12 protein-coding genes are annotated in these 20,056 nt (G+C 66.7%); 6 read left to right on the forward strand and 6 right to left on the reverse strand.

The features are described 5' to 3' along the window. Positions 1 to 13 precede the first annotated feature (13 nt). Entirely contained in the window at positions 14 to 2,161 is a 2,148-nt protein-coding gene (locus DSM104440_RS10445) for an alpha-glucuronidase family glycosyl hydrolase (protein ID WP_171162357.1), read from the reverse strand. 191 nt (positions 2,162 to 2,352) lie between these two features. On the opposite strand from DSM104440_RS10445, the gene DSM104440_RS10450 reads away from it, so the two are divergent. The 3 genes from DSM104440_RS10450 to DSM104440_RS10460 are packed head-to-tail and all read left to right on the forward strand — an operon-like array spanning position 2,353 to position 7,798. Further along, positions 2,353 to 4,266 carry a glycoside hydrolase family 3 N-terminal domain-containing protein gene (locus DSM104440_RS10450; RefSeq protein WP_212758029.1) on the forward strand — a complete coding sequence of 638 codons (1,914 nt, stop codon included), beginning with the start codon at positions 2,353 to 2,355 and terminating at the stop codon, positions 4,264 to 4,266. Position 4,267: 1 nt separating this feature from the next. Further along, on the forward strand, positions 4,268 to 6,637 hold the full coding sequence (locus DSM104440_RS10455; protein WP_212758030.1) for a glycoside hydrolase family 3 N-terminal domain-containing protein: 2,370 nt from the start codon (positions 4,268 to 4,270) through the stop codon (positions 6,635 to 6,637). A 6-nt stretch (positions 6,638 to 6,643) separates the two neighbouring features. Further along, entirely contained in the window at positions 6,644 to 7,798 is a 1,155-nt protein-coding gene (locus DSM104440_RS10460; RefSeq protein ID WP_171162362.1) for an endo-1,4-beta-xylanase, read from the forward strand. Positions 7,799 to 7,830: 32 nt separating this feature from the next. Here the strand turns inward: DSM104440_RS10460 and DSM104440_RS10465 are convergent, their stop codons facing one another. Next, on the reverse strand, positions 7,831 to 9,522 hold the full coding sequence (locus DSM104440_RS10465; RefSeq protein WP_171162364.1) for a methyl-accepting chemotaxis protein: 1,692 nt from the start codon (positions 9,520 to 9,522) through the stop codon (positions 7,831 to 7,833). 230 nt (positions 9,523 to 9,752) lie between these two features. On the opposite strand from DSM104440_RS10465, the gene DSM104440_RS10470 reads away from it, so the two are divergent. Beyond that, positions 9,753 to 10,214, forward strand: coding sequence for a cache domain-containing protein (locus DSM104440_RS10470; protein ID WP_171162366.1), 462 nt, complete (start codon positions 9,753 to 9,755; stop codon positions 10,212 to 10,214). 54 nt (positions 10,215 to 10,268) lie between these two features. Here the strand turns inward: DSM104440_RS10470 and DSM104440_RS10475 are convergent, their stop codons facing one another. The 4 genes from DSM104440_RS10475 to DSM104440_RS10490 are packed head-to-tail and all read right to left on the reverse strand — an operon-like array spanning position 10,269 to position 16,915. Further along, entirely contained in the window at positions 10,269 to 11,258 is a 990-nt protein-coding gene (locus DSM104440_RS10475) for an NAD-dependent epimerase/dehydratase family protein (RefSeq protein ID WP_171162368.1), read from the reverse strand. Further along, on the reverse strand, positions 11,255 to 14,101 hold the full coding sequence (locus DSM104440_RS10480) for a glycosyl hydrolase 115 family protein (protein WP_171162370.1): 2,847 nt from the start codon (positions 14,099 to 14,101) through the stop codon (positions 11,255 to 11,257). The genes DSM104440_RS10475 and DSM104440_RS10480 overlap by 4 nt, the downstream gene beginning before the upstream one ends. Then, positions 14,073 to 15,668, reverse strand: a complete 1,596-nt coding sequence (locus tag DSM104440_RS10485; protein WP_212758031.1) for a glycoside hydrolase family 43 protein — start codon at positions 15,666 to 15,668, stop codon at positions 14,073 to 14,075. The genes DSM104440_RS10480 and DSM104440_RS10485 overlap by 29 nt, the downstream gene beginning before the upstream one ends. Then, on the reverse strand, positions 15,665 to 16,915 hold the full coding sequence (locus DSM104440_RS10490; RefSeq protein WP_171162372.1) for an SGNH/GDSL hydrolase family protein: 1,251 nt from the start codon (positions 16,913 to 16,915) through the stop codon (positions 15,665 to 15,667). Before DSM104440_RS10490 ends, DSM104440_RS10485 begins: the two co-directional genes overlap by 4 nt. 91 nt (positions 16,916 to 17,006) lie before the next feature. On the opposite strand from DSM104440_RS10490, the gene DSM104440_RS10495 reads away from it, so the two are divergent. Next, a complete protein-coding gene (locus tag DSM104440_RS10495; RefSeq protein WP_171162373.1) occupies positions 17,007 to 18,398 on the forward strand; it encodes an enolase C-terminal domain-like protein in 1,392 nt (463 codons plus the stop codon). Continuing rightward, positions 18,395 to 19,999: a glycoside hydrolase family 43 protein gene (locus DSM104440_RS10500; RefSeq protein ID WP_171162375.1), complete on the forward strand. Its 1,605-nt coding sequence runs from the start codon at positions 18,395 to 18,397 to the stop codon at positions 19,997 to 19,999. Before DSM104440_RS10495 ends, DSM104440_RS10500 begins: the two co-directional genes overlap by 4 nt. The last annotated feature ends 57 nt before the right edge of the window (positions 20,000 to 20,056 follow it).

A 20,056-nucleotide genomic window follows, 5' to 3' on the forward strand; every position in this document is an offset into this window, starting at 1 on the left:
ACGAGCAGCGCTATCAGTAATACGGCCTGGGAGGCAGCCCGCGGCCCGGCGCGTAGGGGAAGCTGAGCGACTTGTACTCGTCGAGGGACAGCGGCGGCGGTATCGTTCCCTTCGGCAGCGGCCGCTTCGAGACGGAAGCGAAATAGGCGATGGACGCGTCGCGCCACCACTGTGCTTCGCGTTCCTGGATCGCGAGGAAGGTGGCGACTTCGCGATGGCGCCGCACGTCGATGTCGTCCTTGAGCTTGTCCCATCGCGCGCGGAACCCGGTCACCGCATCCACACCCCGGTCGTAGCGCTTGATGAGCTCCTCCCAGAGCGTGCGGCCCGAGGGCATCTTGTAATCCCACGGAAGGTGGTGGAACCACAGGAGGTACTTCTCGGGCGTGGTCTTCGGGTCGGAGAAGCGTTTCGCCAGCGCAGGTGCGTACTGCGACGCCGCGTTGCTGCCCGAGGCTGTGCGGTCGAAGCCGATGCCGTTCTTGTCGGCCTGGTGGTAGTAGACCGGGTTCCACTCGGGGCGCTTCAGGTTCGATACCCAGGGGCCCGGACCGTAGTGGTGACCCGTCGCCATCACGTGATGCAGCCCGAGCGGCGTCATGTAGTCGACCACCGCTTCGCGCGACTCCATCATGATCGCGAGGATTGCCTTCACCACGCGCGGATCGGTCGAGAACGTCTGCTCGATCCACTCGCGCGCGATCGCCTCGGACGACGCCTCGGGATCCCACGCCATGCGACCGAAGGCATACCAATTGGCCTGGTCGAAATGCGAGCCGCACCACGTGCGGTGGCTGCCGGTATTTGCGACGGCGGCGACGCCAGTGATCTTGTAGCCATGCGCGCGCCCGTCGATCACTTTCGCGACCGTCGTACCCTTCCCGCCCTGGTGGGTGTCGTCCTGCAGGACCTCCTCGTACATCGGGCCGAGGTAGGCGAGATGCGTGGCGAATCCCAGGTACTCCTTCGTGATCTGGAACTCCATGAAGAGCGGGGTCTTCGGGACCGCGCCGAACAGCGGATGGAAGGGCTCGCGCGGCTGGAAGTCGATCGCGCCGTTCTTCACCTGCACGATCACGTTCTTCGCGAACTTCCCGTCGAGCGCCTTGAACTCCGTGTACGCCTGCTTGTGGCGGTCCTCGGTGTCGTGCGCCGAGTAGACGAACGCGCGCCACAGCACCAGCCCGCCGTGCGGTGCAAGAGCTTTGGCCAGCATGTTGGCGCCGTCGGCATGGCTGCGCTCGTAGTCCTGCGGCCCGGGCTGGCCCTCGGAATTGGCCTTCACCAGGAAGCCGCCGAAATCGGGAATCGCCGCGTAGATCGCCTCGGCCCGTTCCTTCCACCACGCAAGGACCTTGGGATCGAGCGGGTCGGCAGTCTTGAGGTCACCGAGCTCCACGGGCGTGGACCAGCGCACCGCGAGGTAGACCTTGATGCCATACGGGCGAAGCACTTCCGCGACGGCCTTCACCTTCGCGATCCACGGCGCGGTGACGATCTCGATCCGCGCGTTGACGTTGTTGAGCACCGTCCCGTTGATGCCGAGTGAAGCGGTAGCGCGCGCGTAGTCGACGTACCGCTGGTCCTTCACCTCGGGAAGCGTCCACCAGTCCCAGATGGACTCGCCCGCGTAGCCGCGCTCGACCGTGCGATCGAGGTTGTCCCAATGGTTGAGCATGCGCAGGTGAACCTTCGGTGCCGATTGCTCGTCGAGCTTCTCGAGATTGGCACCCGTCCGGACCGCGCGCAGCCAGGCGAACGTGCCGTAGAGAAGGCCCACGTCGGAGTTCGCGGCGATCAGCGTGACCTTGTGGCCATCGAGTTTGGTAGCTCGTACCAAATAGCCTTCGGCACCGAGTCCCGCGAGCGGGAGCTTGAGCGATTTGATCGCGGGCATCGAAGCGGGTGTAGCGAGAACGACCGCGCCCTCCTCGACCTCGCCGGCCAGGACCGGCGCGCGTCCCACGAGCCCCGAAAGACCGCGATGCAGTTCCGCAACGGCCGCGAGGATCGTCAGCGAAGGATTCTTCGGCACGACGATGGCCTTGGCACGGGCCTCGACCTTCTCGCGTGGCGGACCTTCGAGAGGACGGTAGCGAAGCCAGAGATCGTAGCCCTCCTCTTCGAAGCCCCAGGCGGGGTTCAGCGGAAGGGCCAGCATCAGCGGAGCGAGTGTTTGGAGAATGGTTTTTTGTCGGCTCATATGTGGTGCATCTTGCCCCAGCATTGGGCAAGGTGCCAGAATGGTGGTAACGCTACCTCTTTTCAAGAATGCCACAACAAACCCTCTTTGAGACCCCCGCCGCGGCTACTCGCGGTGCACGACGCCTGTGCGCCGCGGTATTTGCCGCATTGATCGCAGTCTCATCGAGCGCGGTATCGCAACCGGCCAGCGTCACGGCCAGTCCGCTCTACAAGCAGTCCTCGGTGAGCGTCGAGCGTCGCGTGGCCGACCTGCTCGCGCGCATGACCACCGAGGAAAAGATCGCGGAGCTGCATCGCGGCATCCGCCCCCTTGCATCGGGATCCCGCAAGTCCGATTCGCGGCTGGGCATCCCGACACTGTTCCACGAGAGCGGCACTCCGAAGGGAGGTGCGACGCCTTTTCCCCAGGGCATCGCACTCGCCGCCTCGTGGGACCCCGCAGGGGTTCGCGACGTGCACGCGGCGATCGCGCGCCAGGCACGCACGCGCGGAGCCACCGTCGTATCGGCGCCTTCCCTCGATGTCGTGCGCGATCCACGCCGCGGGCGCATCGAACAGACATTTGGAGAAGACGCGTTCCTCGTCACTGAAATGGGCATCGCCGCGCTCGAAGGACTGCAGGGCATGGGCTCGGTTCTGAATGCGGACAAGGTGATTGCGGCCGCGGGCCACTTCGCGGGACATGGCGTTCCCATGCAGGGCGAAGCGATCAGCCCCGCCCCGCTTTCGCGGCGCGAGCTCCGTGACTTCTTCTTCCCGCCGTTCGAGCAGGCCGTGCAGCGTGGCGGGCTTTCAATCATCACGGCGTCGCGCAGTGAAATCGATGCCGTTCCTTCGCACGCGGATGCCTGGCTCCTGCGCGGCATCCTGCGCGACGAATGGAAGTACAACGGGCTCGTGATGGCGGCGCCCGGTGGCGTTGCTGATCTCCAGGCTCCTTATGGTGTCGCCGCTGATCCCACCTCCGCGGCCCGCCTCGCATTCAATGCCGGCGTCGACGCCTCCGAAGGTTTTTCCGCGCTGAAGGCCGGCGACGTGGATGCCGCGCGGCTCGATGCCGCCGTCGCCCGCGTGCTCACGCTCAAGTTCAAGGCCGGACTCTTCGACAAGCCAGCGCTGCGCAGCAAGGCCGTGGCACTCGACGACACGGTCGCGCTGAAGGCCGCGCAACGCGCGATCGTGCTTCTCAAGAACGATGGCGTGCTGCCGCTCGCGCAGGGTCGTGTGGCGATCGTCACTGCGGATCGTGGCCTTGCGGCCGCGTTGCGCACCGGGGCGCGTGGGCGCGTTGAAGTCACGGCGGCCACGAAACTCGCCGATGCGGCGGCGCAGGCAACCCACATTGTTCTGGTTCTTGGCGACGCAACGGCAAAGGATCTTGACGCCGCGATGGATGCCGCGGCGGCTCGCGGCAAGCCCATCGTCGTGGTCCTGACCGGCTCGCGGCCGATGGCCACCGTGAAGATGGCCTCGCAGGCGAGCGCGATTGTCGGCGCCTGGAGCCTCGGGGCGCAAGGCGGCAAGGCCATTGCCGATGCGCTGCTCGGCGACATCAATCCCGGCGGGAAACTTCCGGTGTCGATCGCGCGCAGTGATGGCCAGTTGCCGACGTATCACGACTGGAAGCCCTCCGCGAGACGCGGCTATCTGTTCGACAGCACCGAACCGCTCTTCGCATTCGGATGGGGCTTCAGCTATTCCACGTTCGAAGTCAGCGCACCGCGCCTGTCCGCGAAGTCGATGGCCACCGACGGGTCCGTCGAAGTCTCCGTCGATGTCCGCAACAACGGCCGCCGCGCCGGCGACGAGGTCGTCCAACTTTATGTACGCGACACGTTGAGTACCGTGACGCGGCCGGTGCAGATGCTGCGCGGCTTCGAGCGCGTGACGCTGGCACCCGGCGAGCAACGCACCGTGCGCTTCACCCTGCCTGCGCGCTCGCTCGCGCTGTGGAACGAACAGATGCAGCGTGTCGTCGAGCCCGGCGAATTCGAAGTGCTGGCCGGCGCGAATTCTCTGCAGCTCCAATCCGCCACCCTCACCGTCCTCGGGAAGCCCTGACATGATGCGCAACGGACGGCGCAACGCCCTCAAGTCGATCGCCGGTTTGTCCGCCTACGCGGGTGCGGCGGCGGTCCTTCCCGGCACCGCGCTCGCACAGGCCGCGCCGCCGGCTTACAAGAATGCTTCGCTGCCGGTCGAGCTGCGCGTGAAGGATCTCCTCGCGCGCATGACGCTGGAAGAAAAATGCGCGCAGATGATCGCGCTGTGGATGACGAAGACCGAAGTCACCGATGCGAACGGCTTCTTCTCGCCCGAGAAGGCGGACAAGGCCTATCCCGCGAGCTTCGGGCAGATGACGCGACCCTCGGATCGCCGCGGCGCACCGAACATACCCAACAAGCGCTACCGTGATCCCGAGGACATCGTGCGCCTCGTGAACGACACGCAGCGCTGGGCCCTGGAGAAAACGCGCCTGGGCATCCCGGTGCTGTGTCACGAGGAATGCCTGCACGGCTACATGGCGCCCGACGCGACGATGTTCCCGCAGGCGATCGCGCTGTCTGGCGGCTTCGATCTCGCGCTGATGCGCGAAGTGAGCAGCACGATCGCCCGCGAGATGCGCGCGCACGGCTCGCACCTCGCGCTCTCGCCCGTGGTCGACATCGCGCGAGACCCTCGCTGGGGCCGCATCGAAGAGACCTTCGGCGAAGACACTTACCTGTGCAGCGAGATGGGGGTCGCCGCCGTGCTCGGATTGCAGGGCGAAGGCCGCACGCTCGGGCCCGGCAAGGTCTTCGCGACCTTGAAGCACATGACCGGCCACGGGCAACCCAACGCCGGCCTCAACGTCGCACCCGCACCGGTGGGCGAACGCGAGCTGCGCGAAAGCTTCTTCCCGCCGTTCCGCGAAGTCGTCGCGCGCACCGGCATCAGCTCGGTCATGCCTTCCTATAACGAGATCGATGGCGTCGCCTCGCACGTGAACAAGTGGCTGATCGGCGACGTGCTGCGCGGCGAATGGAAGTTCGATGGCGCCGTCGTCAGCGACTACAACGCGGTCGAGCATCTCCAGAGCCTGCACAAGGTCGTCCCGGATCTCCCCGAAGCCGCGGTGCGTACTCTTGCCGCGGGCGTGGACAGCGAGCTTCCCGATGGCGCCGCCTTCCGCAACCTCCCCGCGCTCGTGCGTGCCGGCCGCGTGCCCGAAAGCGCGATCGACGCCGCCTGCGGCCGCATGCTCTCGCTCAAGTTCCGCGCCGGGTTGTTCGAGAACCCGTACGCGAAGTGGGACGAGGCGCGCACGATCACCGGCAACGCCGAAGCGCGCGCGCTCGCGCTGAAGGCCTCGCATCGGTCGATATGTTTGCTCAAGAACGATGGCCTCCTGCCGCTCGCGGCGGGCACGCACAAGCGCGTGGCCGTCATCGGCCCCAACGCCGCGATCGCGCGGCTGGGGGGCTACTCGAGCGAACCCAGGCAGAAAATCTCGCTGCTCGCAGGCGTGCAGGCGAAGCTCGCAGGCAAGGCCGAGGTCGTGCATGCCCAGGGCGTGTTCATCACCCAGAGTGAAGACCGCGGCGCGGACGAGGTGCTGCTCGCCGATCCGAAGCGCAACCGCGAGCTCATCCAGGAAGCGGTCGCCGTCGCGAAGACGGCCGATGTGATCCTGCTGGCGATCGGCGACACCGAGCAAACCAGCCGCGAGGGCTATGCGACCAACCACCTGGGCGATCGCACCAGCCTCGATCTTGTCGGCGAACAGAACGAGCTCGTCGATGCGCTGCACGCGCTGCGCAAGCCCCTGGTCATCGTCGCGATCAACGGCCGCCCGCCGAGCTGGCCCAACGCGGTGGCCAAGTGCAATGCGCTGCTCGAGTGCTGGTACCTCGCGCAGGAAGGCGGCACGGCGATGGCCGATGCGCTCTTCGGGGACGTGAATCCCGGGGCCAAGCTGCCGGTCACTGTCGTACGCGATGTCTCGCAGGTCCCTTTCTATTACAACGCCCGCCCCGTGCCTCGCGCCGGCGCGCGCGAGCCCGTGCCGCTCTTTCCCTTCGGTTTCGGCCTGAGCTACACCAGGTTCGAGATCGGAACGCCGCGTCTTTCGGCGAACCGCATTGGACCGACGGGCAGCGTCACGGTGGAGGTCGATGTGCACAACACCGGAAAGCGAGCCGGGGACGAAGTGGTGCAGCTCTATGTCCGGCAGACGGTTGCCTCCGTCGCTCGCCCCGTGAAGCAGCTCAAGGGTTTCGCGCGCGTGACGCTCGAGCCCGGCGAGAAGCGCACGGTGTCGATCAAGCTCGAGGCGCGAGCGCTCGCCCTGTGGAACGCCGCGATGAAGGAAGTCGTCGAGACCGGCACCTACGACCTGATGGTCGGGCCGAACTCGCGCGACCTGAAGAAGACAACCCTCACCATTGCCTGAGACGCCATGACCTCACGCCGCGACTTCTCGAAGCTCCTCCTCGGTGCCGGCGCCGGCGCTCTCCTCCCGTTCTCGACACATGCCAGCGAGCCCTTCGAGTCGCTCGATGCGATCGGCCGCAAGAAGGGCCTCCGATTCGGCAATGCGATGGGCATCTCCGCGAGCGGCGTGCGCGCGGGCTCGCGCTTCCACGACGCGGGTTACCAGGCGCTCAACGCGCGCGAGTGCGGCGTGATCGTCGCGGAGAACGAGACCAAGTGGCAGGCCTTGCGCCCGCGCCCGGACACCTTCCGTTTCGCGCAGGCCGACGAGATGTTCGCGTGGGCCACGGCGAACAAGATCCTGGTGCGCGGCCACACGCTCATCTGGCAGCCGCCCAAGTGGATGCCCAAGTGGGTGAACGAATACGACTTCGGGGCGCAGCCCAAGAAGGAAGCCGAGCGACTGCTCACCGAGCACGTGAGCACGGTCTGCAAGCACTTCGGCAAGACGATCGTGAGCTACGACGTCGTGAACGAGACGATCGATCCCAAGACCGGCGAGATGCGCGTCAACGTCTTCACCGAGCGCCTGGGCGCGATGGACCAGGTCGACCTCATGTTCCGGCTCGCGAAGGAGCATGCGCCGCACGCGGAGCTGGTCTACAACGACTACATGAGCTGGGGCGCGGGCTACACGAAGCACCGTGCGGGCGTCCTGAAGCTCCTCGCGGAGTTCCGCAAGCGCGGAACACCGGTGACGGCCCTGGGCCTGCAGAGCCACATCGGCTCGACCGAAGACGGCGTCGAGCCGCCGACGGGTGACTCCCACGTGCGCGAGTGGCGCCGGTTCCTCGATGAAGTCACGGCCATGGGCTACGACCTGCTCATCACGGAGTTCGATGTGCACGATCGCCACTTCCCGAGCGATATCGCCGTGCGCGATGCGGCGGTCGCGTCGCTCGCGAAGACCTACCTCGATCTCACGCTGAGCTACCCGCGCCTGCACACGGTGATGACCTGGGGCCTCGCGGACAACGCGAGCTGGCTCCAGGACATGGATCGCCAGCCGCGCACGGACGGGATGCCCAAGCGGCCCTGCCCCTACGACGCGCAGCTCAAGGCGAAGCCGATGCGCACCGCGATGGCCGACGCGTTTCGCGCGATGCCCAACCGGAAATAGAGGGACTCGACGAGGCTACGCGGCGACGACGCTCAGAATTCCTGCCACTCCGAGTCGCCTTCAGACGCCTTCGCCAGCGCTGTGCGTGGCGCCGTAGCGGACGAACGGGCGGCGAGGCGCGAAGCCCGCGGAGCGGCGATCATCGCTGCCCCGGCCGCGACGGTGGCGCTATCCGAGGCGCCATCGACCTGGAATCGCGCGACCGAGCGCGCGAGCTCGCCGGCCTGGCTGGCCATGCTCGATGCCGCGGCGGTGGCCTCCTCGACGAGCGAGGCGTTCATCTGCACCACGTGATCCATCTGCGCGATGGCCTTGTTGATCTGTTCGATGCCCGAGCTCTGCTCGGTGCCCGCCGCGGCGATCTCGCCCATGATCGACGCCACGGACTGGACGGTGGTCACGAGCTCTTCCATGGTCCTGCCGGCGCTCTCGACCTGGCGCGCGCCCTGTTCGACGCCCTTCACCGAATCGTCGATGAGGGAGCGGATCTCCTTGGCCGACGAGGCGGAGCGCTGCGCGAGTGTGCGCACCTCGGAGGCGACGACCGCGAAGCCGCGGCCCTGCTCGCCCGCGCGCGCGGCCTCGACCGCGGCGTTGAGGGCGAGGATGTTGGTCTGGAACGCGATGCCGTCGATCACGCCGACGATCTCGGCCATGCGCGACGAGGACGACTTCACGCCCTGCATCGTCTTCACGACGCCGGCCACGGCCTCGCCGCTGTCGTGCGCCTTCTTCGAGGCGGACATCGCGAGCTCGCTCGCCTTCTTCGCGTTGTCCGCGCTCTGCTTCACCGTGCTGGTGAACTCCTCCAGCGTCGAGGCCGTTTCCTCGAGCGAACTCGCGTGCTCCTCGGTGCGGCTGGAGAGCTGCAGGTTGCCCTCCGCGACTTCGCCCGCGCCGACTGCGATCGACTCCGCGCCGCCGCGGATCTGGCGAACCATCTCGCCCAGCCCCGCGTTCATGTCGCGCAGCGCCGCCTGGAGTTGCGCCGGCTCGTCGCGGCCCGAGATTTCGATCCTGGCGGTGAGGTCGCCCGACGAGACGCGGCGCGCGATGGCCACCGACTCGCCGAGGGGAACGGTGATGCTGCGGGTCGTGAACCAGGCCACCACGACCGCGACCGCGCTCATCGCGAGGGCGAGCAGGACCACCCCGTTGCGGGCGCGGGCGGCTTCGGATTCCGCCGCCTCGATGGTGACGCGGTTGGCGTCGTTCTGCAGCTTGATGAGTCTCTCGAGGCCGTCCTGCGAACGCGTCACCAGCGGGTCGATGTCCGCCATGATCACCTTGGCCGACTCTTCCTGGCGGAAGCCGGTGGCCAGGGCGAGCGCCTCCTTGAGGGGAACGTCCAGGGCCTTGTCCACCTGGATGAGCTCGTCGACGATGGCGCGCTCGGCGGCAGAAAGCTGCTGGCGCGTGAGTTGGGAGACCAACTCGTCATAGCGGGCGCCGAGCTTGCGCGCGCGCTCCTCGTCGGCCTGCATGCCTTTGATCTCGGCATGCAGGGCGATGTTGCGCATTGACGAGGACTGGGCGAGCGAGACGGTGCGCATCTCGGCGGCCGTCGATTCCTTGGCGCGGGCGGACTCGAGCGCCTGCCCGAAGGACTGGCGCGAACGCTCGCCGAACCACGTCGTGGCAACGAGAGCGGCGAGCATGATCGCCAGGATGGAGCCGAAGCCCAGGGCGAGGCGGGTACCGATGCTGAAGTTGCGGAGGTTCATTTTTTTTGATTTGTCCCGGTCGGAGGTTGACCGGCAGCCGCCATTCTATAGAGACCCCTTTCCCGGCCTATTTCGCCCGGACTACGGTTGTAAACCAGTGCCCGGGCATTTCTGTGACGCCGCTCACACTCCGGCCGCGGCATGGGTCCTATCATGGCGGCGCACAGATCCTGCTGGCTGCCGCGATACCTTTTCACGGCCCGCCCCACGGACCCAATCACGGAGATCCCATGAATCGATTCATCTCGTTTTTCACCGCCACCTTCCTCGCGTTCGCATCACTCACGTCTTTCGCGCAGGACGCCCCGCGCGCCACCACCGCCGACGCGGAGGCCATGGTGAAGAAGGCCATCGCCCACTACAAGAAAAACGGCAAGGAAAAGGCCATCGCCGACTTCAACAAGAACCCCGGCCCGTTCGTCGACCGCGACCTCTACGTGACCGTCTACACGCCCGACGCCATGGCGCTCGCGCACATCAACCCGAAGATGGTCGGCAAGAACATGATGGAGCTGCGCGACGGCGACGGGAAATACCACATCAAGGAGCGCATGGAAGCTGCCCAGAAGGCCGAAAAAGGCTGGCAGGACTTCACGTTCTTCAACCCGGTCAGCAAGAAGATCGAGCCCAAGCGCATGTACTGGGAAAAGCACGACGGGCTGATCTTCGCCTGCGGAGCGTACAAGGCGTAAGACCGCCCAAGGCGGTTTCGCTCAGGGAAAGCCGGCGCTTGTGCGCCGGCTTTTTTATTGCGGGCGACCGTGCAACAGGCGGCCCCATTCGTCCTCGTGGCGAAGCGCGAGGTCGACCACCTGGTCGTCGATCGGGTGCTCCGCGCAATCCTTCACCAGCCCGCGCTCGAGCATGTAGCGGACCGTCTCATCGAGCATCGATTGCGGCGTGCCGATGGCCCGGTGCCGCAGGCGGCCCATGGCCTTCCCGCAGCTGAACGGACGATGCACGCTGAATTGCGTCGGCGCGGGCACGTGGCGCGCGAACACCTGCGAAGGAATGGCGACGAGTCGTAGTTCGGTCCCGAGCGTGCGCGCGATGCATTCGTAGTAGGCGCGCAGCGTGATCGTCTCGCCGCCCACGACGTTGAACACCTCCCCGTCGGCGAGCGGGTTCTCCAGCGTGGCGAGCACCCAATGAGCGATATCGAGCGCGTAGACGGGCGTAATGAGGTTGCGGCCGCCGTCGATGATGGGCACGGGCTTGCCCTTGCGAATGCGGTCGACGACGTATGGGCTGCGTCCCCACAGGCTCGCCGTGAGGTAGGTGCGGCCGAGGATGTGCTCGGGCCGCACGACGGTCGCGCGCGCACCGAGCCCCGCGAGCACGATGCGCTCGCATGCGAGCTTCTGCGTGGCGTAGGGCGTGACCGGTGCCGGGACGCGTTCCTCGGTGACCGGCATGCCGCCCACGTCCTCTCCATAAACATCGACGGTGCTCACCAGCACGACGCGCTTGACCGCGGGAAACAGCGCGACCAGGTCGTCGGCGCGCTCGGGCTCGAAACAGATCGAATCGACGACGGCTTCGGGCGCGAATGCGGCGAGCTCGGTCGCGTGCGAACGAAGCTCGCTGCGTTCGGCGACCAACGCGCGCACTGTGAGCGGCACGGCAAATGCACGGCGCCCGCGCGTGACGATCATCACTTCGTGGCCCCGCTGGGTCGCGAGCTCGGTCACGCGTGCGGTGAAGGAGCCCGTGCCACCAATGACAAGGAGTCTCATCGAGCGGTGATCCGCGGGCTTTCGGGAGGCCCGAGGTAGCTCGGCTGCAGGCCGCCCGCATCGATCACGATCTTCTGCAGGACGATGCCCGGGTCGAGCGGCCGGAAGCGCAGGACGTTCGCGCCCGCGCGAGGCACCGAGTGTTCGGTCGTGAAGACCGCCACACCGTCGAGTACCGTCTTGCTCCAGTACGGACGCGATTCGTCGGCGTGCATGTTCACGCGCTGCGGCGGCTCGTCGCCGATCGCAACCTCGAAGCGCAAGCCCTCGCCCGGCTGGAACTTCTGCGTCGGCGCGAATGTGGTGACGACCTTCACCTTGCCGGCCTTCGCGAGGTGGACGTCGTACTCGAGCGCCATGCCCTCGGGTGCGGATTCGACCGGGAGTGTCGTCATCGCCGAAAGCGTGCGGCCATGATCGGGGATGCGCAGCCACTTGCGGCCGCCGGGCGCGATCTCGCGCGAGAAGTGCTCGGCCTCGATCGACACCACGCCGCGCGTCTCGACGAAACCCGATGCACCCGATGTAGCCGCGCGCACCGGCACGTCCACCGTGATCCTGCGGCCATTCGCGCCGGTCACTGTGACCGTCGCGGGCTGCGCGTCCGGCGGAATCTCGTCCCAGCGCGCGCCGACGAGGATGCGCTCGCCGCGTTTCACCGTTCCCGAGCGGCGCGAGAGCGTGATCCACGGCTCGCTCGCGCTGACGGAATAGTCGAACGGCTCCTCGCCGCGATTGAAGACTTCAAGGGAGCGCGGCCGGCGCTCGTAGGCATCGAGCACGGGCAGCGCCTGGCGCGGCTGGCCCCACCGCGGTGGCGCGTGTTCATTGCCCTCGACCGCCACGCCCATGTCGGCGGCCTTCGATACCCGGACGTCGTGCACCGCGGGCATGACGTTGCGCACCGGGTCGTTCCAGTAGAGGTACCCCATGCGGGTCTGCGACATCATGTGGTTCCACTTTCCACCCGCGATGTCCTGGTGATAGCGGCGCTCGAGCTCGGCATCGAGCGCGAACAGCTCGCGGGCGCGCGCCGCGAGGTCATTGGCCGACGCGCGGCCCTGGTTCGCGTGCAGGCGATTCATCGCCGCCGTGACGTAGAGCTCGGTCACCGTCGCGCCGGCTCGCGCGGGATAGAGCACGAGCTGGAAGAATGCGTCGCGGTGCGTGGCCGGCAGCAGCGCGTGGATCTTCTCTGCGCGCTCGGCGATCGCGTTGTACTCGGCCACGATCCGCTCGGCCTCGCCGTAGTGAAGCAGGCTGTACGTGGAGGGCTCGAGCGCCTCGGGCTTGCGCCGCCCGTTGTACTTCGCGTACTTCGCGACGATGTCGGCGACGTCGTGGGCCACCGCGGTACCGAACTCCCGCTGGGCCCAGAGGCGCAGGTACTCCTGCAGGCGGTCGGCCGGCCAGCGCGAAGGATTCCACGCGTACGTGAGGAAGAACTCGATCGGCACCTCCATCGGCTTGAGATCGCCCACGTTCACGATCCAAAGACGATTGGCCTCGTACTTCCACGCGAGGTGCATCTGCTCCCAAATTTTCGGGAGCGGCGTGACGTTGAGCCACTTGTAGCTGCGCGGACCGCCCACGTAGTCGAAGTGGTAGTAGATCCCCGCGCCACCGGGGCGCTTGCGCTCGGCCGGCGTCGGAAGGCGCCGGTTGTTCCCATAGTTGTCGTCGCACCAGAGGAGCAGCACGTCGTCGGGCACACGCATGCCCTTCTCGTAGTACTCCTGCACTTCCTTGTAGAGCGCCCAGACCTGCAGCACCTTCGAAGGCTCCGTGCGGTATTCGTTGGCGATGATCGCGCGCTGGTCGGCGACGATCTTCTCGAGCAGCGCCACGTTCGCCTCGCTCTCCATCGGCGAATCGCCATCGCCGCGCATGCCCAGCGTGATCGCCTTTTCGTAGTCGGCCGTCTTGCTGACGCCGTCGCGCCAGAACTTGCGCAACTCGTCCTGGTTCCGGGTGTAGTCCCACGGACCGTTGCCATGACGATGCCACTCGATGTGCGCGCGCATCATCGGCTCGTGGTGCGAGGTCGCCATGACGATGCCGTACTCGTCGGCGAGCTTGCCGTTCTGCGCGTCGTCGTCGAAGAATGCCGAGCGCCACATCGCGGGCCACAGGTAGTTGCCGCGCAGCCGCAGGATCAGCTCGAAGACCTTCGTGTAGAACTTGTGGTTGTAGCCGCCGTACTTTTCCTTCGCCCAGCCGGTGAGCGCCGGTTCCTCGTCGTTGAGGAAGATGCCGCGGTACTGCACGACGGGCTTGTCCGCGACGCGCGTTGCGGCGGGAACGTAGAGGCGCTTGTGCTGCGCCGGGGGCACGTCGGCCCACCAGTACCAGGGCGACACGCCGATCTGCTCGGAGAGCGTGTAGATCCCGAAGATGGTGCCGCGCTTGTCGCTGCCCGCGATGACGAGGATCGGCTCATTGCTCCAGGGCGACTTGATCGCCTGGATCACGAAGCCCTCCCACTGGCCGCGGATGGCGGAGACGTCGATCGCGCCCGATTGCGCGAGGCCGTCGATGAAGCCGCTCTTCCCGAGCGTGCCGATCACGATCGCGTGCGGGCCGAAGGCCTTGACTCCGCGCAGGTGGTTCGGCTTCGCTCCCGTGACGCGCTCGATGTCCGCCTTCAGGTCCGCGGCCGCGCGCACCACGCCTTCGTGCTCGCCGCTGTCGGTGACCAGTGTCGCGACCTTGTCACCGTCGACGAGGAGAGCCGCCCCCGCGGATGCTTCGAAAGCGACGAAGGGTTCCTCGCCGAGCGCGAAAGCGGGAGCCGGTGCAACCGCCAGCGCCGCGCTAAGGAATGCCGATTTCCAGCGGCTCATAGTCGAACCAGGCGAAGTCGGCCGGGTTGGCGACTTCACCTGCCGCGCCTGTCGCATACATGCCAATGAAGACACCCGTGAATCCTCCGGTCTTTTCCGATGACAGCGGCTGCGTCGGCGCTTGCCCGATGGGTTGCTTCGAACCCGATCCAGCGGTGTAGCGAAATTCGTAGCGATCCGGGAAGGCTTCGACCTCGAGCGTCACGGCGCCCGCCGGCAACGGTTGCGATGCAAGGATGGTCGTGACGTTCTTCACGCGCGTCACCAGCTCGACGCGCGCCTCGGGTGCGCCCGTCACGCGAAGCACGTAGTGGTCGGACTCCGTCTGGCGAAGCACCAGCCCCGCCGCGTGCGACGGCGCGGCCGGCGTGTACTCGAGGCGGGTCGCAGCGCGCACGCGAAAATGCTCCTGGCGCCGGGCAACGAACGCCGGAGTGGCGACATCCTCGAGCGTGTCCTTCGAACCCTTGAGCCGCAGGTAGCCGGGCCGCTCCGTCAACGACCACAGGCCCGTCGCGGGTCCACGCAGATGCGCCCACTTCACGCCAAGCTTCGGGCTGTCGAAATCATCGCGCGGCGGTTCGGCCATCCAGTGCGCCGGCGGCGGCAATCCCGCGGCACTCATCTCCACTTGCAGCGGCTGCCCGTTGTTCACGCGCAGCCAGCCGTTCTCATCCCACGCCGCGGGGCTGAGCAGCGTTTCGCGCCCGATATGGTGATGCCGATCGACGGGGCGGACGCCGAGCATCACGAGCCACCAATGTCCCGCGTTCGTCTGGACGAGGTCCGCGTGGCCAACGGCCTGCAGCGGAAGGTCGGGCCGCGCCTTGTGTGTGAGGATCGGGTTCGCGGGATTCGCCTCGAACGGTCCCCACGGCGACTTCGAGCGCGCCATCGTGAGCATGTGCCCGTACGACGTTCCGCCCTCGGAGATCAGCAGGTAGTACCAGCCGTTCACCTTATATAGGTGCGGACCCTCGGGCCAGATGCCGCCGGTGCCCGGCCAGATGAGGCGCGGCTCGGCCGAAAGTTTTCCGCTCGCGATATCGATCTGGGCCTGGTACACGCCGCCGTTGCGCCCTCCCCCATGGCGCGTGTAGTACACCTTCCCGTCGTCGTCGAAGAAGAGCGACGGGTCCATCGACCATTCCTTCTGCTTGATCCACACCGGCTCCGACCACTCGCCCGCGGGATTCTTCGTGTGGACGTAGAAGTCGCCGCCGTTGTCGATGTTGCTGGTGATCATGTAGAGCGTGTCGCCGTGGCAGCGGATCGTCGGCGCGAAGATGCCCTTCGAGGCCTTCTGGCCCTTGAGCGGCAACTGGCTCTCGCGCGTGAGCGCGTGGCCGACCTGGCGCCAATGAACGAGATCGCGGCTGTGATAGATCGGAACACCCGGGAAATACTCGAAGCTGCTCGTCGCGAGGTAGTAGTCCTCGCCCATGCGGCAGACACTCGGGTCCGCGTGGAATCCGGGCAGCACCGGGTTGCGATACGTCACCATCGGCGAGGGCGTGCTCGCGCAACCCGCGAGCAGCGCGCACACGAGCGCCGCGAGCAGCTTCACTTGCAGCCGGGGCGAAGGGCGGCGAGCGGGATGGCTTCGGCCATCGCACGGAATCCGGCCGGCGACTGATGCAGGCCGTCGCCCTTGTCGTAGTCCTTGTGCATGCGCTCGGGCTGCGCGGGGTCGCGAATGGCCGCGTCGAAATCCGCGACGGCATCGAACGTGCCGGAGTTGCGGATCCACGCGTTGAGCGCCTGGCGATCGGCTTCGTTGTCGGCGTTGGGGCGGTAGTAGTCGCTGCCCACGTACGGCGTGATGGTTGCGCCGATGACGCAGACCTTCTGTGCGCGGGCGCGATCGGCGACCTGCCTGTAGGCGGTCTTCAGGTCGTCGAGCAACTTGGCGCGCGCCTCGGGCAAGTCCTCCGCGTTGCGATGCTGGCCGCCGAGATCGTTTACGCCAATGTGGATGATCACGTGCGTGACGCCGCTACGCGAGATCACATCACGGTCGAAGCGCGCGGTGACGCTGGGTCCGAGGCCATCGCGCAACATGCGGCCGCCGCCAATACCCGCGTTCACGACACCCATCGCCGGCGCCTTCTCGCGCGCAAGCCGCGCAACCAGGGCATCGGTCCAGCGATCGTTGCCGTCCGTGGTGGCTCCATGGCCGTCGGTGATCGAATCGCCGATCGCCACGACGACGCCCACACTGCGCGGCGCCATCACCTCGATGTCGGCGATGTTGTACCAGCGGGTCACCTTCACCACCTCGGACCAGCCCGATTCCTTGATGCGATTGCCCCGCGTGATGAAACTGTTCGTCCGCGACCCCGGGTGCCCCGTCTGGCGCACCGGCTCGCCCTTGAAGTACATCGAGATCGCGAAGTCGGTGCCGGCGGCGTGCTCGAAGGCGAGCGGATCGCTGTAGTACTCCGCGCCGGCGGGAATCATCACGGCCGCGCGGCCATTGAAGGTCAGCGCCTGGGCGGTCTTCTCGTCGATGCCCGCCTTCCCTGGTCCTTCGGACTTCGCAAGGCTCGCGGCTTCGACGATCAGCGGCGTCGTGCCGAATGCGTTCGAAAGCCGCACGCGGACCCGTTGCCCGCCGAGCGACACGCGCACGATCTGCCGGAGGCTCGAATCGCGCCAGAGCTCGGGCGCGAGGACATTCGCGCCTTCCGGGACCATCTGCGCGGTGCCCCACGAGGCGACCCAGTGGCTGCCGTCCTGGGCGAAGGCGAAAGCGCTCGCGAAGGCCCATGCAAATGCGATCACGGCGCGGCGGCCGCGTTGACTGTGGTTCATGTCTCCTCCAGAATGCTTTTTATGGTAGCGCTAACGCTACCTCTATCTTAGGGCAGCAAACGGCCCTATACAACGAGAAGTCTCCGCTCCGATGTCGCCTACGCCTCATACCGGAAGCCCCCGGGTCACCGAGATGCTCGTCATCCCGGTCGCCGGGGCCGATGGCTTCCTCCTCAACCTGGCCGGCGCCCACGCGCCCTACTTCCTGCGCAATGTCGTGGTCCTGAAGGACAGCGCGGGCCGGATCGGCGTTGGCGAGGTGCCCGGAAGCACCGGAATCCTCAAGGCGCTGGAGAAATCGGTCGCGGTCGTGGTGGGCACCGAGGTCGGCCAGTACAACCGCACGCTCAACGCCGTGCGTGAAGCGATCGTCGGCAAGGCGAGCGGCCAGCAGCACCAGGTCACCTCGGCCGCGGAAGCCGCGGTGCTCAAGCAGCCCCACGAAATCAACCTCAGGCTCGACAACGTCATCACCGCGATCGAGGCTGCGTTGCTTGATCTCCTCGGCCAGCATCTCGATGTTCCGGTCTGCGCCCTGCTCGGCACCGGCCAGCATCGCGAGTCGGTCGCGATGCTCGCGTATCTCTTCTATCTGGGCGACCGCGCGAAGACGGATCTTCCTTATCTCGCCGGCACCGGCAAAGCCGATGGCTGGTACCAGGTGCGCCACGAGACGGCGCTCACGCCCGAAGCGATGGTTCGCCAGGCCGAAGCGGCCGTCGCGCACTACGGCTTCCGCCATTTCAAGCTGAAGGCCGGCGTGATGCGCGGCGAAGAAGAAATCGCCGCAGTCACCGCCATCAAGAAGCGCTTCCCCGATTCCGGCGTCACGCTCGATCCCAACGGCTGCTGGTCGCTCGCCGAAGCGATCGCGCTGTGCCGCGGCCAGGGCCACGTGCTCTCGTATGCCGAGGATCCCTGCGGTCCCGAGAACGGATTCTCCGGGCGCGAGGTCATGGCGGAATTCCGCCGCGCGACCAACGTTCCCACGGCCACCAACATGATCGCGACCGACTGGCGGCAGATGGCGCACTCGCACCTGCTCGGCGCCGTCGACATTCCGCTCGCCGATCCGCACTTCTGGACGATGCAGGGTTCGGTGCGGCTCGCGCATCTCTGCCACGACTGGGGCCTCACCTGGGGCTCGCACTCGAACAATCACTTCGACATCTCGCTCGCGATGTTCACGCACGCGGCGGCCGCGGCCCCCGGAAACATCACCGCGATCGACACGCACTGGATCTGGCAGGAAGGCACCGAACGCCTCACGAAGGAGCCCCTGCAGATCAAGGGCGGCGTGGTCGCCGTGCCGAAGAAGCCGGGCCTCGGCATCGAGCCCGACATGGACCGCATCCGCGCGGCCCATGAGCTCTACAAGAAGGTGGGCACCGGCGCGCGCGACGACGCGATGGCCATGCAGTACCTGGTGCCCGGATGGAAGTACGACCCCAAGCAACCCAGCCTCGGACGCACGCCAAAATGATCCGCAACCCGATTCTTCCCGGCTTCAATCCCGATCCTTCGATCTGCCGCGTCGGCGACGACTACTACATCGCGGTTTCCACGTTCGAGTGGTATCCGGGCGTGCAGATCCACCATTCGAAGGACCTCGTGAACTGGGAGCTCGTCTGCCGCCCGCTCACGCGCGCTTCCCAGCTCGACATGCGCGGCAACCCCTGCTCGTGCGGCATCTGGGCGCCGTGCCTGTCGTATGCCGACGGCCAGTTCTGGCTCGTCTACACCGACGTGAAGCGCTACGACGGCAACTTCAAGGACTCGCACAACTTCATCGTCACCGCGCCCTCGATCACGGGACCGTGGAGCGAACCGATGTTCGCGAACTCCTCGGGCTTCGATCCCTCGCTCTTCCATGATGACGACGGGAAGAAGTGGTTCGTGAACATGGTGTGGAACTACCGCACGGCTTCGATCGGCGGCAATCCGCGCACGCCGGCGTTCGACGGCATCCTGCTGCAGGAGTGGGATGCGAAAGCCGGCAAGCTCACGGGCCCGATCAAGAACATCTATCGCGGCACCGAGCTCGGACTCGTGGAAGGCCCGCACCTCTACAAGAGGAACGGCTGGTACTACCTCACGACGGCCGAAGGCGGCACGGCGTACAACCACGCGGTGACGATGGCGCGCTCGCGCAAGATCGACGGGCCGTACGAGACGCACCCGCTCGAGCATCCGATCACGTCGAAGGACAATCTCGATGCGCCGCTGCAGCGCGCGGGGCACGGGCAGATCGTGGACACGCCCGATGGCGCCTTCTATCACACGCATTTGTGCGGCCGTCCGCTGCCGGGCACGCAACGCTCGCCGCTCGGCCGCGAGACCGCGATCCAGAAAGTGGTGTGGAAGGACGACGACTGGCTCTACCTCGAAAGTGGCGGTGTCGTGCCCCAGGTGGAAGTGCCTTCACCCGATCCGAAGGTGATGCCCAAGCCGCACGTCGAGATCCGCCGCGACTTCGCGAAGTGCAAGGAACTGCCGATGGAGTTCCAGTGGCTGCGCACGCCCTACCCCGAGCGGCTGTTCTCGCTCACGGGCTCGGCGCTGCGATTGCACGGGCGCGAATCGGTGGGCAGCTGGTTCGAGCAGAGTCTCGTCGCACGCCGGCAGGAAGACTTCATCTTCCGCGCGGAGACCGCCGTCACGTTCGATCCGGTCACGTACCAGCAGGTCGCGGGACTCACTTACTACTACAACCGCTTCAAGTTCCATTTCGTCGCGGTCACATGGCACGAAACGCACGGCCGTTGTCTCACCATGATGTCGTGCCCGGGCGAATACCCCGACGGCCGCATGACCTTCCCGCTGTCCGCACCGATCCCCGTTCCCGGTAACGGTCCCATCGCCTTCGCCGCGGACGTCGATCGCGCCACGCTGCAGTTCCACTACGACGCGGGCCAGGGCTGGATGAAGATCGGCCCGGTGCTCGATGCGAGCGTGATTTCCGACGAAGGCGGTCGCGGCGCGCATGGCTCGTTCACCGGGGCCTTCATCGGAATGTTGTGCTTCGATACGTCGGGCACGGCGCGTCCTGCTGATTTCAGCCGCTTCGTGTACACGCCCCGCTAGCACGGAACGCCTCGTGCCGGGCGTGCTGCCCGCATCAAAAAAAGGCCGCCCCCGGGC

Origin of the sequence: Usitatibacter palustris (genome assembly GCF_013003985.1) — a bacterium.
GTDB classification, from domain to species: domain Bacteria; phylum Pseudomonadota; class Gammaproteobacteria; order Burkholderiales; family Usitatibacteraceae; genus Usitatibacter; species Usitatibacter palustris.